The organism is Streptococcus sanguinis, assembly GCF_019929225.1.
In the GTDB taxonomy this organism is placed as follows: domain Bacteria; phylum Bacillota; class Bacilli; order Lactobacillales; family Streptococcaceae; genus Streptococcus; species Streptococcus sanguinis_J.
The window spans coordinates 169,292-191,551 of the sequence record NZ_JAHZPA010000003.1; the positions used below are offsets into that span (position 1 = coordinate 169,292).

Here is a 22,260-nt window from a genome sequence, read left to right on the forward strand (position 1 = left end):
ATGGCGCCAATTTCTTCATAAAATGGTATAATATGAAAAGAACAACGGAGGAAATGAAATGGCAAAAACAAGATTATACTTGGTTCGTCATGGCAAGACCATGTTTAATACTATCGGCCGGGCCCAAGGCTGGTCTGATACCCCATTGACTGAAGTTGGGGAACGTGGCATTCATGAGTTGGGCATTGGCTTGAGAGAAGCTGGGCTTGATTTCAAATTGGCTCGCTCCAGCGACAGCGGCCGGACTATTCAGACCATGGGCATTATTCTAGAGGAGCTGGGTTTGACAGGACAGATTCCTTATACCTTTGACAAACGGATTCGCGAATGGTGCTTTGGCAGTTTTGATGGCGGTTATGATGGAGAGCTCTTTATGGGTGTGATGCCTCGGGTTTTCAATATTGAGCATGTCCATCAGCTTAGCTATGCTGAGTTGGCAGAAGGCCTTGTAGAAGTCGATACAGCTGGCTGGGCAGAAAATTGGGAAAAGCTTAGCGGCCGAATCTGGGAAGGCTTTTCAGCCATAGCTGAGGAGCTGGAAGCCGCTGGCGGTGGCAATGCTCTTGTAGTTAGCCACGGCATGACCATCGGAACCTTTGTCTATCTAATCAATCGAACTCGGCCTCATGGTTTGGACAATGGCAGTGTGACGGTTATAGACTATGAAGACGGTAAATTCACAGTAGCTTGCGTCGGAGACATGTCTTATCGAGAGGTCGGTGCCAAAGTAATGGAGGAAGAAGTTGAAGCGCGCTAAACATCGCAAAGAAAAGAGAAAATCGAAGTCTAAGAAGATTGGGTTAACGCTTTTGTTGTTAATCGTCTTGTGTCTGGCAGCTGGAGGAACGGCGATTTATTTCCGTCCGTCCTTGTTACAAGATCTGCTTGCAAAGATTCAGTTTTCGGGTTCATCTAGCAGTTCTGCTACGAAAGGCTCTTCTAGCTCAGAGAGCTCGCAGTCTGATTTGCCCAAGGTGTCTTCTACTGACTGGAATTTGATTTTAGTCAATCGTGACAACCAGCAAGAAGAAAAAACACCTAATCTGACTCAGATTGGAGAGATCCAGGTGGACAGCCGTATTGCTGAAAATACTCGGCAATTCCTAGCTGCAGCCCAGGCGATAGCTCCTGAAGAAACTCTAATCTCTGGCTATCGCAGCCGAGCTGAGCAGGAGGAACTCTATAACGAAAAAGTTGCTGGGGAAGTCGCCAAAGGCTTGTCAAATGAAGAAGCAGTCAGCATCGTGCTGAAGCAGGTGCAGCTTCCAGGAGCCAGCGAGCATCAAACGGGCTTGGCTATTGATATGAGCGCTCCAGAAGGCCAGGAGGATGAATTGGCAGCTAAGATTGCCCAACTAGCTCCGCAATATGGCTTTGTCCTTCGCTATCCAGATGGCAAGAGCGACATTACTGGAGTTGACTTTGAGAATTGGCATTACCGCTATGTCGGTGTGGAGAATGCCCAGTATATGCAGAAGCACAATCTGGTTCTGGAAGAATACATCGCCCTGCTCAAGGAAGCAGGAAAATAAAAAAGTAAGTCAGGTGTTCCTGGCTTTTTTTATGCTGATTTATCAGGATGTAGGTCTATAATCACTTATGCTTCTGACTTAAAGCAGCTTTAGCTGAAGCATTGATAGATAAAAATGAATCACTTTTTGTAAAAAAAATTTATAAATCCTTGACAACTATATCGAACTGCGATATAATTTTTTATATCAAGGTTCGATATATCGAGGTGAAAGTGAGATGAGAAGATGAGTGGATTGACAGAAAAGCTTAGGAGAGTCTATGTGCCAATGACAGAGACAGGTTTTTATATCCTCTTCTGTCTTCAGAAAGAAAGGCATGGCTACAGTATTACTCAAAAAGTCAAGGATCTGACAGAAGGACAGCTATCTATCAGCCCTGGAACCATGTATGGAACCTTGGCAAAGATGGAAAAAGATGGTCTGATTGCCTTTGTTCGTGAGGAAGAAAAGAGAAAACTCTATTCTATCACAGAGCTTGGAAGACAGATTTTAGAGTTGGAAATCCAGCGGATTGAGCGCCTTTACCGCAATAGTAAGGAGGAAGTTTGATGGAAAAGAAGATTGTCTATAAAATCTTTACCATTGCAGACTATGACAGAGAAGCAGCTTATTTTAAAAAAATGCACAGCCAAGGCTGGAGATTGAAGAAAGTAAGTTATTCTCCCTTTCTTGTTGCAGTTCGCTATACCTTTGAATCCTGTCCGCCTCAGGACGTGGCCTATCAATTGGATTTTCGCCCCATAAAGAAGGCGGAGCAAGAATCCTATTATCAACTGTTTGAGGATTGTGGCTGGGAGCATATTACAAACTTTAATCAGTTCTCTTATTTCCGCAAGCCGGTTTCTCAGCTTGATGCAGACAGCGATCTTGAAATCTATAATGACGCATGGTCTAAGCTAGAAATGGTCAAGCGTTTGCTTATATGGCGATTTTTGCCAGCTATTATGGTTTTGTGTGTCACTACCTATCTCATTCTAGATATTTCCCAGAAAAGTTTGAAAGCAAGTCTATTATTCAAGTCAGTCTTAGCAATAGACTGTGTCATATTGCTCATTCTGTTCTGCCAACTGGTCCATATTGCCTTGCGTTTTTGGAAAATGAGGCAGGAACTGAAAGACTGATTGCAGTTTTGTTAAATACTGTTGTGAAAGCGAGGAAAACAATGAAAAAGACCATTATTGAAGTGCAAGGCTTGAAAAAGAAATTCAAGGAACAAGAAGCCTTAGCAGGAATCGATTTTTCCATCCGAGAGGGAGAAATCTTTGGCTTCCTAGGACCATCTGGATCTGGTAAAACGACGACTATCAATATCTTGACTGGTCAGTTGTCTGCAGATGCTGGGACAGCTCATGTGCTGTCTGCACCGGTTGAGGATTTAAAGGCAGAAGTGCTGGAGCAGATTGGGATTGTCAGCGATGGCAGTGGTTTTTATGAAAAGATGTCACTTTATAAGAATCTCAAGGCCTATGCTATGCTCTTTGGTGTTAAGATGACAGAAGTCGATGAACTTCTCCGGAAAGTGGGACTCTATGATAGCCGCAACAAGGTGGCTGAAAAACTATCTACCGGCATGAAGCAGCGCATGTTACTGGTACGTGCCTTGATTAATCGACCTAAATTGCTCTTCTTGGATGAGCCGACCAGTGGTTTGGATCCGTCAACCTCTCGCACCATTCACGAATTGCTGCTGGAACTAAAAGCGCAGGGGACAACTATTTTTCTGACGACTCATGATATGCAGGAAGCTACTCTTTTGTGTGATCGCTTGGCCTTGCTAAGTAAAGGAAAACTAGTCGAAGTAGGCAGTCCGCATGAGATAATCCAAAAGTATAATACAGATAAGAAGGTTCGTTTAGAATATGTAGATTTGACGACGAAGACAGTTACCTTTGATGAACTGCAAGGTGGTTTGGATTTGTCCAATGTTATCAGTATTCATTCCTGCGAACCAACTTTGGAAGATGTTTTCATCACGTTGACAGGAGGTACCTTAAATGTCTAATAAATTCAAAGGTATGATTTGGCTGAGAGGTCAAGTGACACTAGCTAATAAAAGTATTCTATTGCAGGTTTTTATGCCGATTTTCCTCATTTTTCTCTATAAATTTATTTTTTCTCTGAATGGAGCAGGTAAGGAAATTGGAGTGGATAAACTAGCTATTATGTTGCTTACGCTCTCTCTGCCTTTCTCTCTAGCCATGTCTGTTGGAACACCTATCATCATCATCCTAGCTGAGGAAAGAGAAAAACATAATTTGCAAAGTTTGCGCTTGGCTGGTGTGACAGCTGGTCAATACATTCTCTCAGCTTTAATCTGGCCAGCGATTATTGGGATTTTTTATATCGTCATTACCCCACTTTTGGTGGGAGCCAAGCTCTCTCATCATCTGTTCAGCTATAGTTTGGTTCTCTTATTGACCATGCTGGTCTTAATTTTCTTCTTTTTAATGGTTGGTCTGTTTTGTAAAAATCAGGTTATGGCACAATCTCTTAGTGTTCCGGCTATGCTCTTGGCGGCATTTATTCCTATGTTTTCAAATATGAGCGAGGATTTATTTAAGGTGCTGCGTTATAGCTTTATGGGCCTCTTTAGTAGTTATATGAAAGATTGGTCTCATTTCCATTTGTGGAGCGGAGAATTTTTGGCTTTGCTAGTTTGGTTGCTTCTTTTTGCAGGAATTTCTTTCTATTTGATGCGCCATTTGCAAATCCTGGAGGATTAATCTAGGTCGCCAGACTGATTTTTAGCACTCTTGTAAAAAGAGTGCTAATTTTTTGAGTTTTTGTCTTGACTTTGGAGTAGAAGAGTGTATAATAGAATCATGAGTTAGCACTCGAGGTGGTTGAGTGCTAATCGACAGCAGAATCTTGATTGGAGGTGATGCCGTGGTCACGGAGCGTCAAAATGAGATTTTGAATTTGATTATTGATATCTTTACCAAGACTCACGAGCCGGTCGGCTCCAAAGCCCTGCAGGATTCCATCAATTCCAGCAGTGCCACTATCCGAAACGATATGGCGGCTTTGGAAAAGCAGGGGCTTCTGGAAAAGGCGCATACGTCTAGCGGCCGTAAGCCTAGCGTGGCTGGTTTTCAGTACTTTGTCAAGCATTCTCTGTCCTTTGATCGTCTCGCTGAGAATGAACTTTATGAGGTTATCAAAGCCTTTGATCATGAGTTTTTCAACTTGGAGGACATTCTTCAACAGGCAGCGGACCTTTTAACCAAGCTCAGTGGATGCACAGTTGTTGCACTGGATGTAGAACCCAGTCGGCAGCGTTTGACAGCTTTTGACATCGTTGTGCTCAGTCAGCACACGGCTCTGGCGGTCTTCACCTTGGATGAGTCCAATACCATTACCAGTCAGTTTATGATTCCGCGCAACTTCCTAAGAGAAGACCTGGATAGGCTTAAAGGCCTAGTAAGGGAGCGGTTCTTGGGACAGACAGTGCTGGACATCCATTACAAGATTCGGACGGAAATTCCGCAGATTATCCAGCGCTATTTCACCACGACGGACAATGTCATCCAGCTCTTTGAGCACATCTTTGGTGATATTTTCAAGGAAAATGTGATTCTGTCTGGCAAGGTTCAGCTCTTGGAATTCTCAGATCTGACGGCCTATCAGTTTTTTGATGACCCACAAAAAGTAGCCTTTGAAATTCGCGACAGTTTGGCCGAAGATCAGATGCAAAGCGTGCGCGTGGCAGACAGTAGAGAAAGCTGTTTGGCTGATTTGACGCTGATTTCCAGCAAATTCTTGATTCCTTATCGAGGCTTTGGAGTGCTGGCAGTTGTCGGTCCGGTCAATCTTGACTACCAACGGCTGGTCAGTCAGATGAATGTCGTTAACCGCGTGCTGACTATGAAACTAACCGACTTCTACCGCTATCTGAGCAGCAATCACTATGAAGTCCATTAAATATAATAGAAATATTCCTAAAAAGGAGGTGCCTTGTGGCAAAACATAAGCAAGAAGAACATCCAGAAGATGTGGAAGTAAAAGAGGAAGCTGTAGAAACAGCTGAACAAGCTGAATCAGCAAGCCCTGAAAAATCAGAATTAGAACTAGCTAATGAACGGGCAGAAGATTTTGAAAACAAATATCTCCGTGCTCATGCAGAAATGCAGAATATCCAGCGCCGAGCAAATGAAGAACGCCAGCAGCTGCAAAGATACCGCAGTCAGGACTTGGCAAAAGCTATTTTGCCTTCGATAGATAATCTGGAGCGCGCGCTTGCAGTTGAAGGTCTGACAGATGATGTCAAAAAGGGACTGGAAATGGTGCAGGAAAGCTTGATTCATGCTCTCAAAGAAGAGGGCATTGAAGAAATCCCAGCTGACGGAGCTTTTGACCATAACTATCACATGGCTATTCAAACAGTTTCAGCTGACGATGAGCACCCAGCTGACACTATAGCGCAGGTCTTCCAAAAAGGCTACAAACTTCATGACCGGATCCTTAGACCGGCTATGGTGGTGGTTTACAACTAGGCGAGTCACTAATATTTGCGAAGTGAACTGCCAATCAGTTGCTGCGTAAGACTTGTCCGAAACGACAATAAACTATGAAGAAAGATAAAAAAATGTTCGGCTTTGTAATAGTAAGCGAAGCGAACCAAAGACGATACTCTTCGCCGTGGCGCTATTCGCGCAAACTTTGAGACCTTATGCTCAAAGTTTAGTCAAAGAGATTGATAAAGTCAAGCTCTGACGGCGCCGCCACCTAAGAAGAGTATTAAAAAGAAAATAGAATATAAAATTTAAGGAGAAAAAAACATGTCTAAAATTATCGGTATTGACTTAGGTACAACAAACTCAGCAGTTGCGGTTCTTGAAGGAACTGAAAGCAAAATCATTGCAAACCCAGAAGGAAATCGTACAACGCCATCTGTAGTGTCATTCAAAAATGGCGAAATCATCGTTGGTGATGCGGCAAAACGTCAAGCAGTGACAAACCCAGATACAATCATTTCCATCAAATCAAAAATGGGAACATCTGAAAAAGTAGCTGCTAACGGCAAAGAATACACTCCGCAAGAAATCTCAGCTATGATTTTGCAATACTTGAAGGGCTACGCGGAAGAATATCTTGGTGAAAAAGTCAGCAAAGCGGTTATCACAGTACCGGCTTACTTTAACGATGCACAGCGTCAAGCGACTAAAGACGCTGGTAAAATCGCTGGTCTTGAAGTAGAACGTATCGTCAACGAACCAACTGCAGCAGCCCTTGCTTATGGTCTTGACAAACAAGATAAAGAAGAAAAGATCTTGGTCTTTGACTTAGGTGGTGGTACCTTTGACGTTTCAATCCTTGAGTTGGGTGATGGTGTCTTTGATGTATTGGCAACTGCTGGTGACAACAAACTCGGTGGTGATGACTTTGACCAAAAGATTATCGATCACATGGTAGCTGAGTTCAAGAAAGAGAACGGCATCGACTTGTCAAATGACAAGATGGCGCTTCAACGTTTGAAAGATGCAGCTGAAAAGGCTAAGAAAGACCTTTCAGGTGTGACTTCTACTCAAATCAGCTTGCCGTTTATCACAGCTGGCGACGCAGGACCTCTCCACTTGGAAATGACTCTGACTCGTGCTAAATTCGACGATTTGACTCGTGATTTGGTAGAGCGCACTAAAGAACCAGTTCGCCGTGCTCTTTCTGACGCAGGCTTGAGCTTGTCAGAAATCGACGAAGTAATCTTGGTTGGTGGTTCAACTCGTATTCCTGCAGTTGTGGAAGCTGTTAAGGCTGAAACTGGTAAAGAGCCAAACAAATCAGTGAACCCTGATGAAGTAGTTGCTATGGGAGCAGCTATCCAAGGTGGTGTTATCACTGGTGATGTCAAAGACGTTGTACTTCTTGACGTAACACCATTGTCACTTGGTATCGAAACAATGGGTGGTGTCTTCACTAAGCTGATTGACCGCAACACAACAATCCCAACTTCTAAATCACAAGTCTTCTCTACAGCAGCAGACAACCAACCAGCCGTTGATATCCATGTTCTTCAAGGTGAACGTCCAATGGCAGCAGATAACAAGACTCTGGGGCGCTTCCAATTGACAGATATCCCAGCAGCTCCTCGTGGAATCCCTCAAATCGAAGTAACCTTTGACATCGATAAGAACGGTATCGTATCTGTTAAGGCTAAAGACCTTGGAACTCAAAAAGAACAACACATTGTTATCCAATCTAACAGCGGCCTGACTGACGAAGAAATCGACCGTATGATGAAGGATGCAGAAGCGAATGCTGAAGCAGATAAGAAACGTAAAGAAGAAGTTGACCTTCGTAACGAAGTTGACCAAGCTATCTTTGCGACTGAAAAGACTATCAAGGAAACAGAAGGCAAAGGCTTCGACGCAGAGCGTGACGCTGCCCAAGCTGCTCTTGATGAACTTAAGAAAGCGCAAGAAGATAATAACTTGGACGACATGAAAGCGAAATTGGAAGCTCTCAACGAAAAAGCTCAAGCGTTGGCAGTGAAACTCTATGAACAAGCTGCTGCGGCTCAACAAGCCCAAGCAGGAGCAGAAGGAGCTGAAAACGCGGGCTCAACTAAAGCAGACGACGATGTTGTAGACGGAGAGTTTACTGAGAAATAGGCGGTGAGACAGAACTAAAAATTGAAAGTTTTTAGTTCGTAGTCGAACCCCCGCGAGGATGATTAGGATTTTTGGGAGTCTGAAAGACGAACCTAAAATCCAATCAGCTACCGCGTCAAAAATTTTTCAAAAAATATTGTTTTGAAAATTTCACGTCGTAATGATAGGAAGAAATCCAGAGGTTGCAACCCAGCCTCTGTTTTTCGCTAAACTAGAGGGTGACGCTGATGAAGAAAGTGCTCTGTTTAATTTATCCTAATTTTTCACTTTATGAAGTAGTTGGTCTGACCAGTACTTTAGGGCTATCTTTTGGTGTTGAGGTTGATTATGTTGGTACAGATAGAAATGTTATAAGATCGGAAGATGGACTTCCCTGTCAACCTACTGGAACACTGGATGAAGTAGTTATCGAAGACTATTCTTGTGTCATTTTGCCAGGAATGATAAATATTGTCCCTACTCTGCATGATGAAAAATTGATTTCTTTCCTAAGAAGTTTGAAGCAGCAAGAAGTTTTAATTGCAGCTATTTCCTCAGCGCCCATTTTATTGGCGAAAGCAGGTTTATTGAAGGACACTAAATTTACTGGTGGGATTTGGCAAAACTTCTTTGACTATTTTGAATTTCTTCCACGGGAGAATTTCAAAGCTAAAGCGGTCCTGCAAAATAAGAACATCATTACGGCTGTTGGCTTTGCACATCAAGAGTTTGCGAGAAAAGTGCTTCTTAGTCTAGGTTTGGTAGATAATGCTGACAACTATTTTAAAGAACGGAATCAATATTCGGAAGAGGACTTGATATTCACTTTATCAGAAGAAGAGTTTGCTGAAATGAAGCATGAATTTGAAAATACCCTCTGATCAATATTTTCTAAAATTTAAAGAAAGGAACTGAACCCGACCTAAATTTTCGGAAAAAAGAGAAATCAGCCTAGGGGCATCGCTCCGTCGCCTGATTTCCTATTTTTCAGTCGAATTTTACGGTCTTGGTATCTTACATGAACAATACAGAATATTACGACCGTCTAGGTGTCTCTAAGAATGCTTCTCAGGATGAGATCAAGAGAGCCTATCGGAAATTATCTAAAAAGTACCACCCCGACATTAATAAGGAAGCTGGGGCGGAGGACAAATATAAAGAAGTCCAAGAGGCTTATGAAACGCTGAGCGACGAGCAAAAGCGGGCAGCCTATGATCAATACGGTGCAGCGGGAGCTAATGGTGGCTTTGGCGGTGGTGCAGGCGGCTTCGGTGGCTTTGATGGCTCCGGCTTTGGCGGATTTGAAGACATCTTCTCCAGCTTCTTTGGTGGTGGCGCTTCGCGTAATCCTAATGCTCCGCGCCAAGGGGATGATCTTCAGTATCGTGTAAATCTCCGCTTTGAAGAAGCGATTTTCGGAGCTGAGAAGGAAATCAAGTATAACCGCGAAGCGACTTGTCGTACCTGTGACGGGTCTGGTGCTAAGCCAGGAACTAGCCCTGTTACCTGTGGTCGCTGCCATGGCTCAGGTGTCATCAATGTTGATACCCAGACACCGCTTGGCATGATGCGTCGGCAAGTGACCTGTGATGTCTGTCATGGCCGAGGAAAAGAAATCAAAAGTCCTTGTGAAACCTGTCACGGAACGGGTCATGAAAAACAGGCTCACAGCGTTAAGGTGAAAATCCCAGCTGGTGTGGAAACTGGTCAGCAGGTCCGTCTGTCTGGTCAAGGTGAAGCAGGCTTTAATGGCGGCCCTTATGGTGATCTTTATGTTGTGGTCCAAGTTGAGCCGAGTGACAAGTTTGAGCGAGATGGCTCTACCATTTACTACAACCTCAATCTCAACTTTGTCCAAGCAGCTCTTGGTGACAGTGTGGATATTCCAACTGTTCACGGGGATGTGGAGCTGAATATCCCAGAAGGAACACAGACTGGGAAACGTTTCCGTCTGCGTGGCAAGGGAGCACCGAGTCTGCGTGGTGGAAGCATGGGGGATCAGTATGTAACTGTCAATGTTGTGACGCCGACTGGCCTCAACGACCGTCAAAAAGCAGCCCTCAAAGAATTTGCGGAAGCTGGCAATATCTCGGTCAATCCTAAGAAAAAAGGCTTCTTCGACAAAATGAAAGATGCCTTGGAAGATTTGTAATCATATAAAAAGGAGCAGCCTAATGCTGTTCTTTTTATGTTTTCTAGAAGGACATTTGGCAAATGTAGTCAAGTAAGAGAGCAGCTCTAATCAGCCTTTTAATTAAAAGAAATTCACAATAAAAAGCGTAAAGAGATTTTCTCTATTTACTTTTACAAAAATTAATTGTTTTTTTAAGTAAAATCTATTGTAAAAATTTCCTAAAAGATATATGATAATACTATATGTATAAAACGCATCTTTTTAGCCTGCTGAGGAGTCTGCTAGAGAGATATTGGGAGATTAGCTTTATACATTTTAGGAAAAAGGGGATTTATAAAGTGAAACGTTTTGAAAAAGTGCAGGAGCGAATTCAGAAATATTCGATTCGCAAATTGTCTGTCGGTGTGGGCTCAGTTGCCATTGCAGCTCTGATTTTTGGGAGCTCTTTGTCCAGTTTGACTGTTGCTGCGGATGAAGTTGGAGGCGGTGCGACTGCTCACTATACTTATGTTGAAGAGCAAGAGCTAACAGAGCAGGAAAAAGGTCTGATTAAGAAAGGTCTGCCTGAAAATCTGCAAACGGGGGAAAATTATTACCTGATTTATCGAAAGAAATCTGGGCAAGCTGTCTTGCCGAGTACAGGAAATACTGGTCAGCCGCTTCTCAGCTTATTTGCAGGAACGGCTATTTTGGCTGTCTTGGTATTCTCACGAAAGAAATCTGGTAAGTTACTAGGAGTGCTTTTGCTAGGTAGCTTGGGACAAACTGTGTTACAGTCTCCTCAAGCGTTTGCGCTAGAAAATCGGGAATTGCTTTCTTATAATCGTCAAGTTGCGGTTTCGTCAGCAGTCTCTGAAGCGGATGTGACCATTGCAGGCTATAACTATATCGGTTACTTTACAGCTTCTGATTTGCGTACTTTGACAGAGACCAAGACAACCTCTCTGCCGGCTGGTCAAGAGGCTCAAGCGCAAGCAGAAGTATCAGAAGCTGCAAAAGAGGATTCTGATTCTATTGATCGAGCTGCTCAGGCAGGGTTGCAGTATCAGCTGAATCCTGATGAAAGTGATTCTGGCCAGATAGGGAATCTTCCAACTCCAACTCCAGCTCCAACTCCAAATCCTAGTCCAGCTCCTCAGCCGTCAAATCCACCTATAGAAACGGCAAAAGGGGAAAGTTTACAAGAACCTGCCTTGCCAGAGTACAGCGGTGCTGTGAACGGTGAGTCGCTAGTTCAAGCGGAAACTCCAGTCTATACTGCTCCAGTTGGTACAGTTGGAGACACAGCCCCAGTCGAGCCAGCCCTCCCAGAATACACAGGCGGAGTTAATGGCGAATCGCTAGTTCAAGCAGACAATCCGGTCTATGATGCTCCAGTAGCTACAGTTAGTGACGTGGCTCCGGTTGAGCCAGCCCTCCCAGAATATACAGGCGGCGTTAACGGCGAATCGGCAGTTCAAGCAGACAATCCAGTCTATGATGCTCCAGTAGCTACAGTTAGTGACGTGGCTCCAGTTGAGCCAGCTTTGCCAGAATACACAGGTGGCGTTAATGGTGAGTCAACAGTTCAGCCAGAACAGCCTAGTCTGCATACAGACATCAAGCTAGAAACGATTGAACCTCAAGTTGTCAACAAGACAGATCATAGCAAGTATCTTGATGAGGAGACCACTGTCGATGGAACTCCAGGACAAAAAGAAATTGTAACCAGCTATGAAGTCTTGGATGGTAATCGCATATCGGAGCCACAAACAACTGAAAGAATCTTGCATGAAGTAGTTGATACAGTGGTCACTCGAGGTAGCAAGGCTCGCATCAATAAAGAAGAATTGAGCAAGCAGCTGGCTTTAGCAGCAGCTGTGGATCCTGCAGTTTACACTAATCAATCCTATCAGCAGCTGCAGGCAATTAAGAATATGGCTGCGACGGTTTATCAAACTTCGTCAAGTCAAGATGAAGTAGATGCGGGTGTCAACCAACTTAAGCAGGCTTTGGCCGACTTATTGGCTCTTAAAGCAGCACCAACTCTGACTGTTTCAGCGGTTAAGAAGGATGAATTGCAGAAATCAGTTCAGATTCAATACCAGCTGACGGACAGAGATCAAGCCTTTACTAGTGCTCATGTTCGTCTGAAGAAGGATGGCCAGCTGATAGCAGAGCAGAACTTGACGGCAGGCCAGTTGACTGCTAGCTTCAGTGGTTTGGACTACTATACACCGTATAAGATTGAGACGACTCTGTCCTATGACTTAGGAAATGGGCCTGAAAGTCAGGAATTAGCTCAAGAGACAGTCCAGCTTGACCTGAAGAAGGTGGAGCTCAAGTCCATCACTAATGTCTCCTTGATGAAGGTTGAAAATGGCCAGACAAAATTGATGCCTACTCTGGCTGAGAAACCAGCAAATCTGGACCAATATTACCTGCACTTTACATCAGACCAGTTCAAGGATACTGTCCTGCCGGTTACCTCTATTGAGGAAGTGGTCGTTAATAACCAGCCTGTCTTTAAGATCCAGGCTCAGCTGCCAGACTTGCTGCAAAGAAGCGCAACTGGTCTTCAAAACAGCTTTGATTTCTATCTGGAAAAGGCCAAGAAGCGTGAAGGGAATGTCTATTATGACTTCCAAGACCTCTTGGACGGCATCAAGGAAGATCCTTCTGGAACCTTTATTCTTGGCCGCAGTATCAGTGCCAAGCTGATTGACAAACCAGCTAACAGCAAATCTTACCTGCAAGGTGAATTCAAAGGTCAGCTGATTGGTGGTCAAAATGGCGAACGCCATGCAATTTTAGACTTGGCGCATCCTCTATTTGATACGATTACTGGCGGAACGGTCAAGGATATTGACTTTAAGCGAGTCAATATGGTTTATCCAGATTCGCAAGCGGGTGATACAATTGCCACAATTGCTGCTCGCTTGAAGAATAAAGGAGTAATCGAAAACGTCAATGTCCAAGGATACTTGGAAGGAAGAGATCATATTGCTGGTCTGGTTAACAATATAGAAGGCCAATCTCGAGTTGAAAATGTCTCCTTTAAGGGTCAGATTAAGTCCAAGGGTGGAAACTCTGTTACAGCCGGTATTGCAGGAACCAACGCCATGTCCTTAGTAAGCCGAGCTTATGTCGAAGCAGATATTTGGGTTAAGAGTGGTCAAAATGCAGGTATGCTGGTCGCTCAAAACTTCACTAACTATTCAGGTGCAGGCTGGGGGAATTGGGGCAAGCTGACTCAGTCCGTTGCCAAAGGTAAGTTAGAGGATGCGGGCTCAAGAAATGCGGCTGGTATCGCTGCTTCCATTTGGCCGTATGGAACTATCAATGACACTGTCAGCTATGCTACAGTAGTGAACGGAAAAGAGCTCTTTAGCTCAGATAATGAGATTACTGATGCTTGGATGGGACAAAAACTCCAAAACCTCTTTGGTGTTCAGGGACAAAGCTCTGGAACCAAGACAGGAAAAGATGCCAAGTTCCGTCGCTTGACAGAAGCTGAAGCAGAGCAAAAAGTCAAGAGCTATCGGATTACGGCTCTTGAACAAAGCAGCGCCAATGAAGTAACAACTGAGAAGCTAAATGCTGCTATCCTGAGAACAAGTACTTATCAAGATAAGGCAGGTTACAAGGCAGAAAATGAACAGCTTTATCAAAATCTAGAGCGCTTTATGCCTTTCTACAATCAAGAGTTCTTGATTCATGAAGCCAATAAGCTGGTGGATGCTGGTAAGGCGGGCGACCTGTTGACTAAGAAAGTTCTATCTGTTCAAGCGCTGAAGGGCAATCAGTTTGTTGCTGGCGGAACGGATGCGGATAAGATTTTGGTTCATTTTGAAGATGGAAGCAAGACTATCTACAATCTTCAAAATCAAGCACGATTTGAACAGACGGCTCTGCCGGAATATCAGATTGCAGAGCTTGGTACAGTCTATACTCCAAATCACTCAACGGCAGTCAAAGAAGACTTGCTGACTCAGCTGACTGAGAGCTTGAAGAGCTTTGACCTGTACAGTGATGAGGTCTATCGTTCTGTTGGTCTGCCTAATGATAATGACAAGGTCAACAAAGTGAAGCGCCTCTTCTTGGATGAATCTCTAGCTGAGGTGAAAGCCAACTTGCAGGATATGCTTGGTAAGCTCCTGGCCAATGAATGGACAAGATTCCATGCTGACAATCCAGCAGCCAACGAAGCTCTGAAAGCTAAAATCGAAGAGAACAAGACCGCTATCATGCTAGGTCTGACCTACCTCAACCGTTATTACGATCTCAAGTTTGGCGACTATAACCTCAAGGAGCTGGTGCTCTTCAAACCAGACTTCTATGGTGAAAAAGTGCCATTGCTGGATCGCTTGATTAAGATTGGTCGTTCGACAGAAAATCAACTAAAAGGGGCAGACAATGTCAATATGTTTGCGCGTCAGTTGAAGGCTGAGTCCAAGTCTAGTGATTTGGTGGCTTACTTGGATTACAACCGTCGCCTGCTGACTGACTTTGCGGACATGGATTCTTGGTTCAAGGATGCAACTCGAGGCTTTATTCAGTTTGAAGAACGCCAGTCCGAAGTCGAGGAGATTAAGTCTGCTAAGTATCGCGTCTTTGATAACCTCAACTCTGAGTACTTCAGCAACTATATCCTTCCGCTTTTGACTCTGAAGAATACACGTTTAGCTATTCTGTCAAACTATAGCACCATGGCCTTTGTCAACAGAGACAAGCGCCGGTCATGGTCGGATGAACGATTTAATGCGCGCATCAAGGAAGTAGCGACCCAGCATAGAAATCACGTAGACACTTGGTACAAACTGCTCTCAGATGATATCAAGTCCAGAATGGTCAAGCAAAATGTAACAGCTGTATGGGATGGTTTTGATGTAGAGGGACGTGGCTGGATTGATGTCAACGGAAATGATAATAAGGGCAATCCTTATGCACCATCCCGCGAGTTCTTTAACCTAGTTGGCGGCAGAGCTGGTGGCTGGTACAAGTCAAATGGCTATGGCGCCCATGCTGCCGGTTCAATCCGTGTTAACTTTGAGGCCTTTGACCTCTTGACAGAATACGGTGTGTCCGTCTTTACCCATGAGCTCACCCACGTCAATGACAGAGATATTTATCTGGGCGGACATGGCAGACGACAAGGTATCGGACCAGAAGGTTATGCCCAAGGTCTGCTCCAATCACCTGTTCCTGATCAGCCAGGTTGGGGTGCTTTGGGTCTCAATATGGCCTTTGATCGTCCAAATAATGGCAGTCTCATTTTCAATAGCTCGCCAAGTCTCTTCAAGAACCGAGCAGACATCGACCATTACATGAAGGGATATAATGATACCCTCATGCTGCTGGATTACCTTGAGGGACAAGCCGTTGTTGCCAAAGGAAATGAAGCAGCAGCCAAATGGTTCAAGAAGGTTGAACCGAAAGTTGTGGATCCTCGAACCCAATACGACGTCGTAAGAGACTTGACGGCAGAGGAGAAAGCGGCCATGTCAGTCTCATCTGTAGAGGACTTGGTTGATCAAGGCTTGCTGTCTAACCGTGCGGTTGACAATCGAACCTATAATCCTGCTGACTATGACTCTAGTTACATTGCGATCGACTTTATGACAGGTATTTATGGTGGTGGTCAAAACAATACTGGGGCGCCAGGAGCCTTGATGTTCAAGCATAATACCTTCAGAATCTGGGGTTACTATGGCTATGAAAAAGGCTTTGTAAGCTATGCTTCCAATAAACACCGTAAGACAGCCAATGAGCAAGGGGTGACTGGTTTGAGCGATAACTTTATCATCAAGCAAATTTCTGAAGGCGAATTTGAAACAATGGAAGACTTCAAGAAAGCTTACTTCAGAAAAGTTGTGGATAAAGCACAAACCTCAGGTATTAAGCCAGTGACTGTCAACGGAAAAGTCTATCACACTTATGAAGAGTTGAAAGCTGGCTTTGCAGAAGCTGTTGACAAGGATCTGAAGAAGTCTCGTGTCGATGAACGGGCAACCAAGGACTTCAAGTATGCTGTCTTTACGCAGTTGCTCAAGAACACCAACAGCTTTATGGATGAAAACTCCATTTGGGGTTCCTAAGAAAAGGTGTCAGATTTGCTGCATGTGTAACTACAAATAAGGATCTTTAGCAATATGCAATCAATAACCCATTTGAATTTGCTCTGTTTGTGTCGTCACTGACAGTCTGATTCATATGGGTTGTTTTGTTGCATAATGGCAAGTCAAAGTGCAGATTATCCCAAATTCTTATACGGTATTTTCATAAAAATCTGTCCCCAGACAGTTCCTGCTTTTAGGGCTTGCTGGGGGCCTTTTTTCCTGCTAAAATAAACACATGACACGTTATAAAGCGATTATTTCCTATGATGGTTATGGCTTTGCTGGTTTTCAGCGACAGCCCCATGCCAGAAGCGTTCAGGAAGAGATTGAAAAGACCCTGACCCGTATCAATAAAGGCCAGCCTGTGGTGATTCATGGAGCGGGTCGGACCGACAGTGGTGTCCATGCTCTAGGACAAGTCCTGCATTTTGATTTACCAGAAGAGCGGGATGAAGAAAAGCTTCGTTTCGCCTTGGATACGCAGACGCCGGAAGATATTGATTTTATCAGGGTAGAGCGGGTGTCGGACGATTTTCACTCTCGCTACAATAAGCACAGCAAGACCTATGAATTTTTGGTGGACATTGGCCGGCCTAAAAATCCTATGATGCGCCATTATGCTACGCATTATCCTTATCCTTTGGAGCTGGGTCTGATAGAAGAGGCGATTGCTCAGCTAGAGGGGACGCATGATTTTACAGGCTTTACGGCTTCAGGGACCAGTGTGGAAGACAAGGTTCGGACTATTACCGAGGCTAAGGTCCGCTACGATGCAGAGCGTAATTTTCTAGTCTTTACTTTTTCGGGCAATGGCTTTCTTTACAAGCAGATCCGTAATATGGTCGGTACCCTGCTCAAGATTGGCAATAAGCGCATGCCGGTGGAGCAGATTCAGAGGATTTTAGCGGAGAAAGACCGCCATTTGGCAGGACCAACGGCCGATCCAAACGGCCTCTATCTAAAGGAGATTCGTTATGAAGAATAAGTTGATTTTAGCCCTTTCGGGCAATGATATTTTCAGCGGCGGCGGACTGCACGCTGATTTGGCTACCTATACGGTCAATGGCCTGCATGGTTTCGTAGCTGTGACTTGCCTGACGGCTATGACTGATAAGGGATTTGAGGTTCTTCCAGTTGAGGAAGAAGTTTTTGCCCAGCAGTTAGCCAGTCTCAAGGATGTTCCTTTTTCTGCTATTAAAATAGGACTTTTACCCAATCTGGAAATAGCAGAGCAAGCTCTGGCTTTTGTCAAGCAGCATGCGGATATACCAGTAGTTCTGGATCCTGTTCTGGTCTGCAAGGAAAATCATGACTTGGAAGTCAGTGCGCTGAGAGAGGAAATCATCAAGTTTTTCCCTTATGTCAGCATCATCACGCCAAATCTGGCAGAAGCTCAGCTATTGACCCAAAAAGAAATCAAAACTCTTGAGGATATGCAGGCTGCAGCCAAGGAGCTCCATGATTTGGGAGCTGAGCATGTGGTGATTAAGGGCGGCAATCGCTTAAGCAAGGAGCGAGCGGTGGATGTTTACTATGACGGTCGAGAGTTTGAGATTATGGAATCGCCAGTGCTGGCCAGCAACAATACCGGAGCGGGCTGCACATTTGCTTCCAGCATTGCCAGTCAGCTTCTTCTAGGTAAGTCTCCACTTGCAGCAGTTCAATTGTCTAAAGATTTTGTTTACCGAGCGATTCAGCGCTCAGATCAATATGGGGTAGTTCAGTATGAGAAATCATCAAGTTAAAAAATTAGTTATCTTAGCTTTCATCACAGCTCTGTCTGTGGTTTTGGGGAATTTTTTAAAAATCCCGACTCCGACAGGGTTTTTGACGCTGCTGGATGCAGGGATTTATTTTACAGCCTTCTACTTTGGCCGCAAGGAAGCGGCTATTGTCGGAGGACTTTCGGGCTTTTTGATTGATATGATTGCCGGCTATCCCCAATGGATGATTTTCAGTCTGATTTGCCACGGACTTCAAGGTTTCTTTGCTGGCTTTGAGGGTAAGAAACGCTACCTTGGGCTGGTCTTGGCTGCAGCAGCTATGGTCGGCGGCTACGCCCTCTTTGGTAGTATCATGAATGGTGTCGGGGCTGCCCTAGCCGAAATCTTAAGTAATTTTATGCAGAATGCTTTTGGTTTAGCGGTCGGTTTTGCTCTTTACAAGGCCTTCCCAGAGAGTTTGAAAAAGACAGTCACAGTGAAATAAACGAGGTGAGACATGGACTTAGCTAAGATTGGAGCGGAAACTCGTCAGATTGTTCTAGATGTTTTGGACAAAGCTGCCTTGGTCGAGGGAGATATTTTTGTTCTGGGTCTATCCTCTAGTGAGGTTGTCGGAGGACATATCGGTCAGAATTCCAGTCTGGAAGTCGGACAGGTCATTGTCAAAACCATACTGGATATCTTAGAAGAGAAGGGTATCTTTCTAGCAGTTCAGGGATGTGAGCATCTCAATCGCGCCCTCGTAGTTGAAAGAGCCTTGGCGAACAAGAAGGATTTGGAGATAGTCAATGTTCTGCCTACTCTTCACGCAGGGGGCAGCGGTCAGCTAGCAGCTTTCCAATACATGAAGGATCCTGTTGAGGTGGAGTTTATCGTTGCTCAGGCGGGGCTGGATATTGGCGATACTGCTATCGGTATGCATGTCAAGCACGTGCAGATTCCTATCCGACCGATTCTCAAGGAATTGGGAGCTGCCCATGTCACGGCTTTAGCCAGCCGTCCCAAGCTAATCGGTGGCGCCAGAGCGGCCTATACAGAGGATAAAATCAGGAAGGGATAAAAGGAAAAATAATTTTGAAAAAAACTCTAATTATGCTATAATGGGTTGTATTCAATAAATTTTAAGGAGAAATGACAGAATGTCTGTATCATTTGAAAACAAAGAAACAAATCGCGGTCTTTTGACTTTTAGCATCAGTCAAGAGAAAATCAAGCCTGCCTTGGACCGTGTATTTAACTCAGTAAAAAAAGATATTGCTGTACCAGGTTTCCGTAAAGGTCACCTTCCACGTGCTATCTTCAACCAACGTTTTGGTGAAGAAGCCCTTTACCAAGATGCTTTGAACGCTCTTCTTCCAGAAGCATACGAAGCGGCTGTCAAAGAAGCGGGTATCGAAGTAGTTGCTCAGCCTCAGTTTGATGTCGAGTCTATGGAAAAAGGCCAAGACTGGGTCATCAAAGCTGAAGTAGTCACTAAGCCAGAAGTTAAGCTGGGTGCTTACAAAGACTTGGAAGTAACTGTTGAAGCTACTAAAGAAGTGACTGACGCTGAAGTAGATGAACGCATTGAGCGTGAGCGTAACAACTTGGCTGAGTTGGTTCTCAAAGAAGGTCCAGCAGCTGACGGTGATACAGTTGTGATTGACTTTGTTGGATCTGTTGACGGAGTTGAATTTGACGGCGGCAAGGGTGACAACTTCTCACTTGGACTGGGCAGCGGTCAATTCATCCCAGGATTCGAAGAGCAGTTGGTTGGCCACAGTGCAGGTGAAACAGTGGATGTTGTCGTAACCTTCCCAGAAGACTACCAAGCAGAAGACTTGGCAGGCAAGGAAGCTAAGTTTGTGACAACTATTCACGAAGTTAAAGAAAAAGAAGTTCCAGCATTGGACGATGAACTTGCAAAAGATATCGACGAAGAAGTGGAAACGCTTGACGAGCTGAAAGAAAAGTACCGCAAAGAATTGTCAGAAGCTAAGGAAACAGCTTATAAGGATGCGGTAGAAGCAGCAGCTATTGATCAAGCAGTAGCAAACGCTGAAATCGTTGACTTGCCAGCAGAAATGGTCCACGAAGAAGTGCACCGCGCTGTTAATGAATTCTTGGGCAATATGCAGCGCCAAGGAATCTCACCTGACATGTACTTCCAAATCACTGGCACTACTCAGGAAGACCTGCACAAGCAATACGAAGCAGATGCCGAGTCACGCACTAAGACAAACCTTGTCGTAGAAGCAGTTGCTAAGGCAGAAGGTTTTGAAGCTAGTGCAGAAGAAATCGAAGCCGAAGTAACTTCATTGGCTTCAGACTACAACATGGAAGTGGAACGTGTTCGTCAATTGCTGTCAGAAGACATGCTGAAACACGACATCGCTATCAAGAAAGCTGTTGAAGTGATTACAAGCACTGCGAAAGTGAAATAAGCTTCATCATTCAAAATGAGATCATTTGAAACTAGTGTACAGATGCACTAGTTTTTTTTTGTACTTGTTCCGTGATTTTTCCTGGATTTTCTTTTGACGAAAATAGAAATTTATCGTACAATAGAAAGTAGCGAAAAATTGCAAGAGGGCGACAAGCCTTTACTTAATCTTAAAGGAGATCAACTTTGGAATTAGAAGTATTTGCTGGACAGGAAAAAAGTGAGCTTTCTATGATTGAAGTGGCGCGTGCCATTTTGGAAGCCCGCGGCCGCGACCATGAGATGTATTTTAATGATCTGGTCAATGAAATTCAAAACTATCTGGAAAAATCAAACAGTGAGATTCGTGATGCTCTGCCTTTGTTCTACACAGAACTCAATGTAGACGGCAGCTTTATTCCGCTGGGGGATAATAAATGGGGCCTGCGTTCATGGTATGCTATCGACGAAGTGGATGAAGAAATCATCGCCTTGGAAGAGACTGATGAGGACGACGCACCTAAGAAACGCAAGAAGAAACGCGTCAATGCCTTTATGGATGGCGACGAGGATGCCATTGACTACAGCGATGACGATCCAGAAGATGAGGACGGCTACGAAGCAGATCCAGCTCTCTCATACGATGAGGAAAATCCAGACGATGAGAAGAACGAAGTGGAAGCTTACGATGCTGAAATCAACGAAATCGCTCCAGATGATCTAGGTGAAGAAGTCGAACTCAACGAAGAAGATGACGACTACTCTGACGAAGACACGGAGACAGAAGAGGAAGAATAAATCAACCAAAAGAAACAAGGGACGAAATCCTTTGTTTCTTTTAATATTCCTTGAAATATAAGTTCGGAAGGTGTAGAATACTAATAAAATTTAATAAAGAAAAGATGGAGGTATGCTGCTATGAAATTTGTCCTTGATAAGAGTCTGGGTGAACTAGACATAAAAAGTGTCGTTATCGGGATTGCCAAGAATGTCAATCCTCATGCAGAACTGTCTCCTTCATTTCTAAAAAAGAAAAAGGAAATGGAAGACTGGGCTCTGGACTGCGACTTGGATGAGGTACTTGAGTCGCCAGTTATTCAAGGTTATGTAGAAATACTGCAGCGCGTAGGTCGCAGTGTTAAGAAAAATCCTCCGACGGTTCCTGCTCTTATTCGCAATATCCAGCACCGCGTATCGCTCCCTCATATTAATAGCATTATTGATATTTATAACGTTGAAGCCCTGCATTCCCTACTGGCTATTGGAGGGCATGATTTTGATAAGATTGAAGGTCAGATAGAATTTACCGTAAGCCAAAAGGAAGATGTTTTTCTGCCTATTTTGTCCAAGGAGAAGCATGTTGCCAAGACGGACTATGTCTATCGGGATGCCAAAGGCATTTTGGCTTGGCTGGATGTCCGTGACAGCGAGTATTATAAGTTTGATGAGGAGACCAAGGATGCCATTTTCATCATTCAGGGGAATGCCAATACCTCTGTCGAAATGCGTCTGGAAGCCTTGGAACGAATCCGACACGATTTAGCAGAGTGCATGCCCGATTTAGAATTTGAAGCACATGTTATTAGTATTGAGGAAAATTAACTGGAAGAGGCTTTCCAATTTTGATTCTCACTGACTATCAGCTTCCTGTTTTTAGGGAGCTTTTTTGCATGCTTTTCTCTTTCTTTTGTCAGAGTCGTGGTTGAAAGAATGAGAAATGAGTACACTTAGCTTTTCTCAAAATAGGAGACATTACTCAACAAAAAATGGTATAATAAACAAAG

19 protein-coding genes are annotated in these 22,260 nt (G+C 44.2%); all 19 read left to right on the forward strand.

Annotated features, from left to right (window positions below; genetic code table 11):
- Positions 1–58 precede the first annotated feature (58 nt).
- The 19 genes from K1I80_RS07055 (at position 59) to K1I80_RS07145 (ending at position 22,078) form a co-directional block, all read left to right on the forward strand.
- The gene (locus K1I80_RS07055) at positions 59–757 is read left to right on the forward strand and encodes a histidine phosphatase family protein (RefSeq protein ID WP_223313828.1); all 699 of its coding nucleotides are present in this window, start codon (positions 59–61) and stop codon (positions 755–757) included.
- Entirely contained in the window at positions 744–1,532 is a 789-nt protein-coding gene (locus K1I80_RS07060) for a M15 family metallopeptidase (protein ID WP_223313829.1), read from the forward strand. The genes K1I80_RS07055 and K1I80_RS07060 overlap by 14 nt, the downstream gene beginning before the upstream one ends.
- 225 nt (positions 1,533–1,757) lie before the next feature.
- Positions 1,758–2,081 carry a PadR family transcriptional regulator gene (locus K1I80_RS07065; protein WP_002920200.1) on the forward strand — a complete coding sequence of 108 codons (324 nt, stop codon included), beginning with the start codon at positions 1,758–1,760 and terminating at the stop codon, positions 2,079–2,081.
- Entirely contained in the window at positions 2,081–2,653 is a 573-nt protein-coding gene (locus tag K1I80_RS07070) for a DUF2812 domain-containing protein (protein WP_223313830.1), read from the forward strand. Before K1I80_RS07065 ends, K1I80_RS07070 begins: the two co-directional genes overlap by 1 nt.
- Positions 2,654–2,694: 41 nt before the next feature.
- Positions 2,695–3,534: an ABC transporter ATP-binding protein gene (locus K1I80_RS07075; protein ID WP_223313831.1), complete on the forward strand. Its 840-nt coding sequence runs from the start codon at positions 2,695–2,697 to the stop codon at positions 3,532–3,534.
- Positions 3,527–4,255 carry an ABC transporter permease gene (locus tag K1I80_RS07080; RefSeq protein ID WP_223313832.1) on the forward strand — a complete coding sequence of 243 codons (729 nt, stop codon included), beginning with the start codon at positions 3,527–3,529 and terminating at the stop codon, positions 4,253–4,255. Before K1I80_RS07075 ends, K1I80_RS07080 begins: the two co-directional genes overlap by 8 nt.
- A gap of 163 nt (positions 4,256–4,418) precedes the next feature.
- Positions 4,419–5,453 (forward strand): heat-inducible transcriptional repressor HrcA, encoded by a 1,035-nt coding sequence (gene hrcA, locus K1I80_RS07085; protein WP_042763211.1) that lies wholly within the window; start codon positions 4,419–4,421, stop codon positions 5,451–5,453.
- A gap of 35 nt (positions 5,454–5,488) precedes the next feature.
- Positions 5,489–6,025: a nucleotide exchange factor GrpE gene (gene grpE / locus K1I80_RS07090; RefSeq protein WP_223313833.1), complete on the forward strand. Its 537-nt coding sequence runs from the start codon at positions 5,489–5,491 to the stop codon at positions 6,023–6,025.
- Between the two features lie 285 nt (positions 6,026–6,310).
- Positions 6,311–8,140, forward strand: a complete 1,830-nt coding sequence (gene dnaK, locus K1I80_RS07095) for a molecular chaperone DnaK (protein ID WP_002905346.1) — start codon at positions 6,311–6,313, stop codon at positions 8,138–8,140.
- Between the two features lie 227 nt (positions 8,141–8,367).
- Entirely contained in the window at positions 8,368–9,000 is a 633-nt protein-coding gene (locus K1I80_RS07100; RefSeq protein WP_223313834.1) for a DJ-1/PfpI family protein, read from the forward strand.
- A gap of 137 nt (positions 9,001–9,137) precedes the next feature.
- Positions 9,138–10,271, forward strand: a complete 1,134-nt coding sequence (gene dnaJ, locus K1I80_RS07105; protein WP_223313835.1) for a molecular chaperone DnaJ — start codon at positions 9,138–9,140, stop codon at positions 10,269–10,271.
- 320 nt (positions 10,272–10,591) lie between these two features.
- Positions 10,592–16,330: a ZmpA/ZmpB/ZmpC family metallo-endopeptidase gene (locus K1I80_RS07110; RefSeq protein ID WP_223313836.1), complete on the forward strand. Its 5,739-nt coding sequence runs from the start codon at positions 10,592–10,594 to the stop codon at positions 16,328–16,330.
- 256 nt (positions 16,331–16,586) lie between these two features.
- The gene (gene truA, locus K1I80_RS07115) at positions 16,587–17,336 is read left to right on the forward strand and encodes a tRNA pseudouridine(38-40) synthase TruA (protein ID WP_223312184.1); all 750 of its coding nucleotides are present in this window, start codon (positions 16,587–16,589) and stop codon (positions 17,334–17,336) included.
- Positions 17,326–18,096 (forward strand): bifunctional hydroxymethylpyrimidine kinase/phosphomethylpyrimidine kinase, encoded by a 771-nt coding sequence (locus K1I80_RS07120; RefSeq protein ID WP_223312185.1) that lies wholly within the window; start codon positions 17,326–17,328, stop codon positions 18,094–18,096. The genes truA and K1I80_RS07120 overlap by 11 nt, the downstream gene beginning before the upstream one ends.
- Entirely contained in the window at positions 18,077–18,559 is a 483-nt protein-coding gene (locus K1I80_RS07125) for an ECF transporter S component (RefSeq protein ID WP_011837488.1), read from the forward strand. Before K1I80_RS07120 ends, K1I80_RS07125 begins: the two co-directional genes overlap by 20 nt.
- Positions 18,560–18,571: 12 nt before the next feature.
- Positions 18,572–19,135, forward strand: coding sequence for a TIGR01440 family protein (locus K1I80_RS07130; RefSeq protein WP_032915521.1), 564 nt, complete (start codon positions 18,572–18,574; stop codon positions 19,133–19,135).
- 79 nt (positions 19,136–19,214) lie between these two features.
- Entirely contained in the window at positions 19,215–20,498 is a 1,284-nt protein-coding gene (gene tig, locus K1I80_RS07135; protein WP_223312186.1) for a trigger factor, read from the forward strand.
- Positions 20,499–20,683: 185 nt separating this feature from the next.
- Positions 20,684–21,274 carry a DNA-directed RNA polymerase subunit delta gene (rpoE, locus tag K1I80_RS07140; protein WP_002898937.1) on the forward strand — a complete coding sequence of 197 codons (591 nt, stop codon included), beginning with the start codon at positions 20,684–20,686 and terminating at the stop codon, positions 21,272–21,274.
- A gap of 120 nt (positions 21,275–21,394) precedes the next feature.
- Complete coding sequence (locus tag K1I80_RS07145) at positions 21,395–22,078, forward strand: B3/B4 domain-containing protein (RefSeq protein ID WP_223312187.1); 684 nt, start codon at positions 21,395–21,397, stop codon at positions 22,076–22,078.
- Positions 22,079–22,260: the final 182 nt, after the last annotated feature.

Bases quoted from the DNA above. Each gene is read 5' to 3' on its own strand.
- dnaJ (WP_223313835.1), top strand. From the start codon at position 9,138: ATGAACAATACAGAATATTACGACCGTCTAGGTGTCTCTAAGAATGCT.
- K1I80_RS07125 (WP_011837488.1), top strand. From the start codon at position 18,077: ATGAGAAATCATCAAGTTAAAAAATTAGTTATCTTAGCTTTCATCACA.
- truA (WP_223312184.1), top strand. From the start codon at position 16,587: ATGACACGTTATAAAGCGATTATTTCCTATGATGGTTATGGCTTTGCT.
- K1I80_RS07145 (WP_223312187.1), top strand. From the start codon at position 21,395: ATGAAATTTGTCCTTGATAAGAGTCTGGGTGAACTAGACATAAAAAGT.
- K1I80_RS07100 (WP_223313834.1), top strand. From the start codon at position 8,368: ATGAAGAAAGTGCTCTGTTTAATTTATCCTAATTTTTCACTTTATGAA.
- K1I80_RS07065 (WP_002920200.1), top strand. From the start codon at position 1,758: ATGAGTGGATTGACAGAAAAGCTTAGGAGAGTCTATGTGCCAATGACA.
- dnaK (WP_002905346.1), top strand. From the start codon at position 6,311: ATGTCTAAAATTATCGGTATTGACTTAGGTACAACAAACTCAGCAGTT.
- K1I80_RS07075 (WP_223313831.1), top strand. From the start codon at position 2,695: ATGAAAAAGACCATTATTGAAGTGCAAGGCTTGAAAAAGAAATTCAAG.
- K1I80_RS07120 (WP_223312185.1), top strand. From the start codon at position 17,326: ATGAAGAATAAGTTGATTTTAGCCCTTTCGGGCAATGATATTTTCAGC.
- K1I80_RS07130 (WP_032915521.1), top strand. From the start codon at position 18,572: ATGGACTTAGCTAAGATTGGAGCGGAAACTCGTCAGATTGTTCTAGAT.
- K1I80_RS07070 (WP_223313830.1), top strand. From the start codon at position 2,081: ATGGAAAAGAAGATTGTCTATAAAATCTTTACCATTGCAGACTATGAC.
- tig (WP_223312186.1), top strand. From the start codon at position 19,215: ATGTCTGTATCATTTGAAAACAAAGAAACAAATCGCGGTCTTTTGACT.
- K1I80_RS07055 (WP_223313828.1), top strand. From the start codon at position 59: ATGGCAAAAACAAGATTATACTTGGTTCGTCATGGCAAGACCATGTTT.
- K1I80_RS07080 (WP_223313832.1), top strand. From the start codon at position 3,527: ATGTCTAATAAATTCAAAGGTATGATTTGGCTGAGAGGTCAAGTGACA.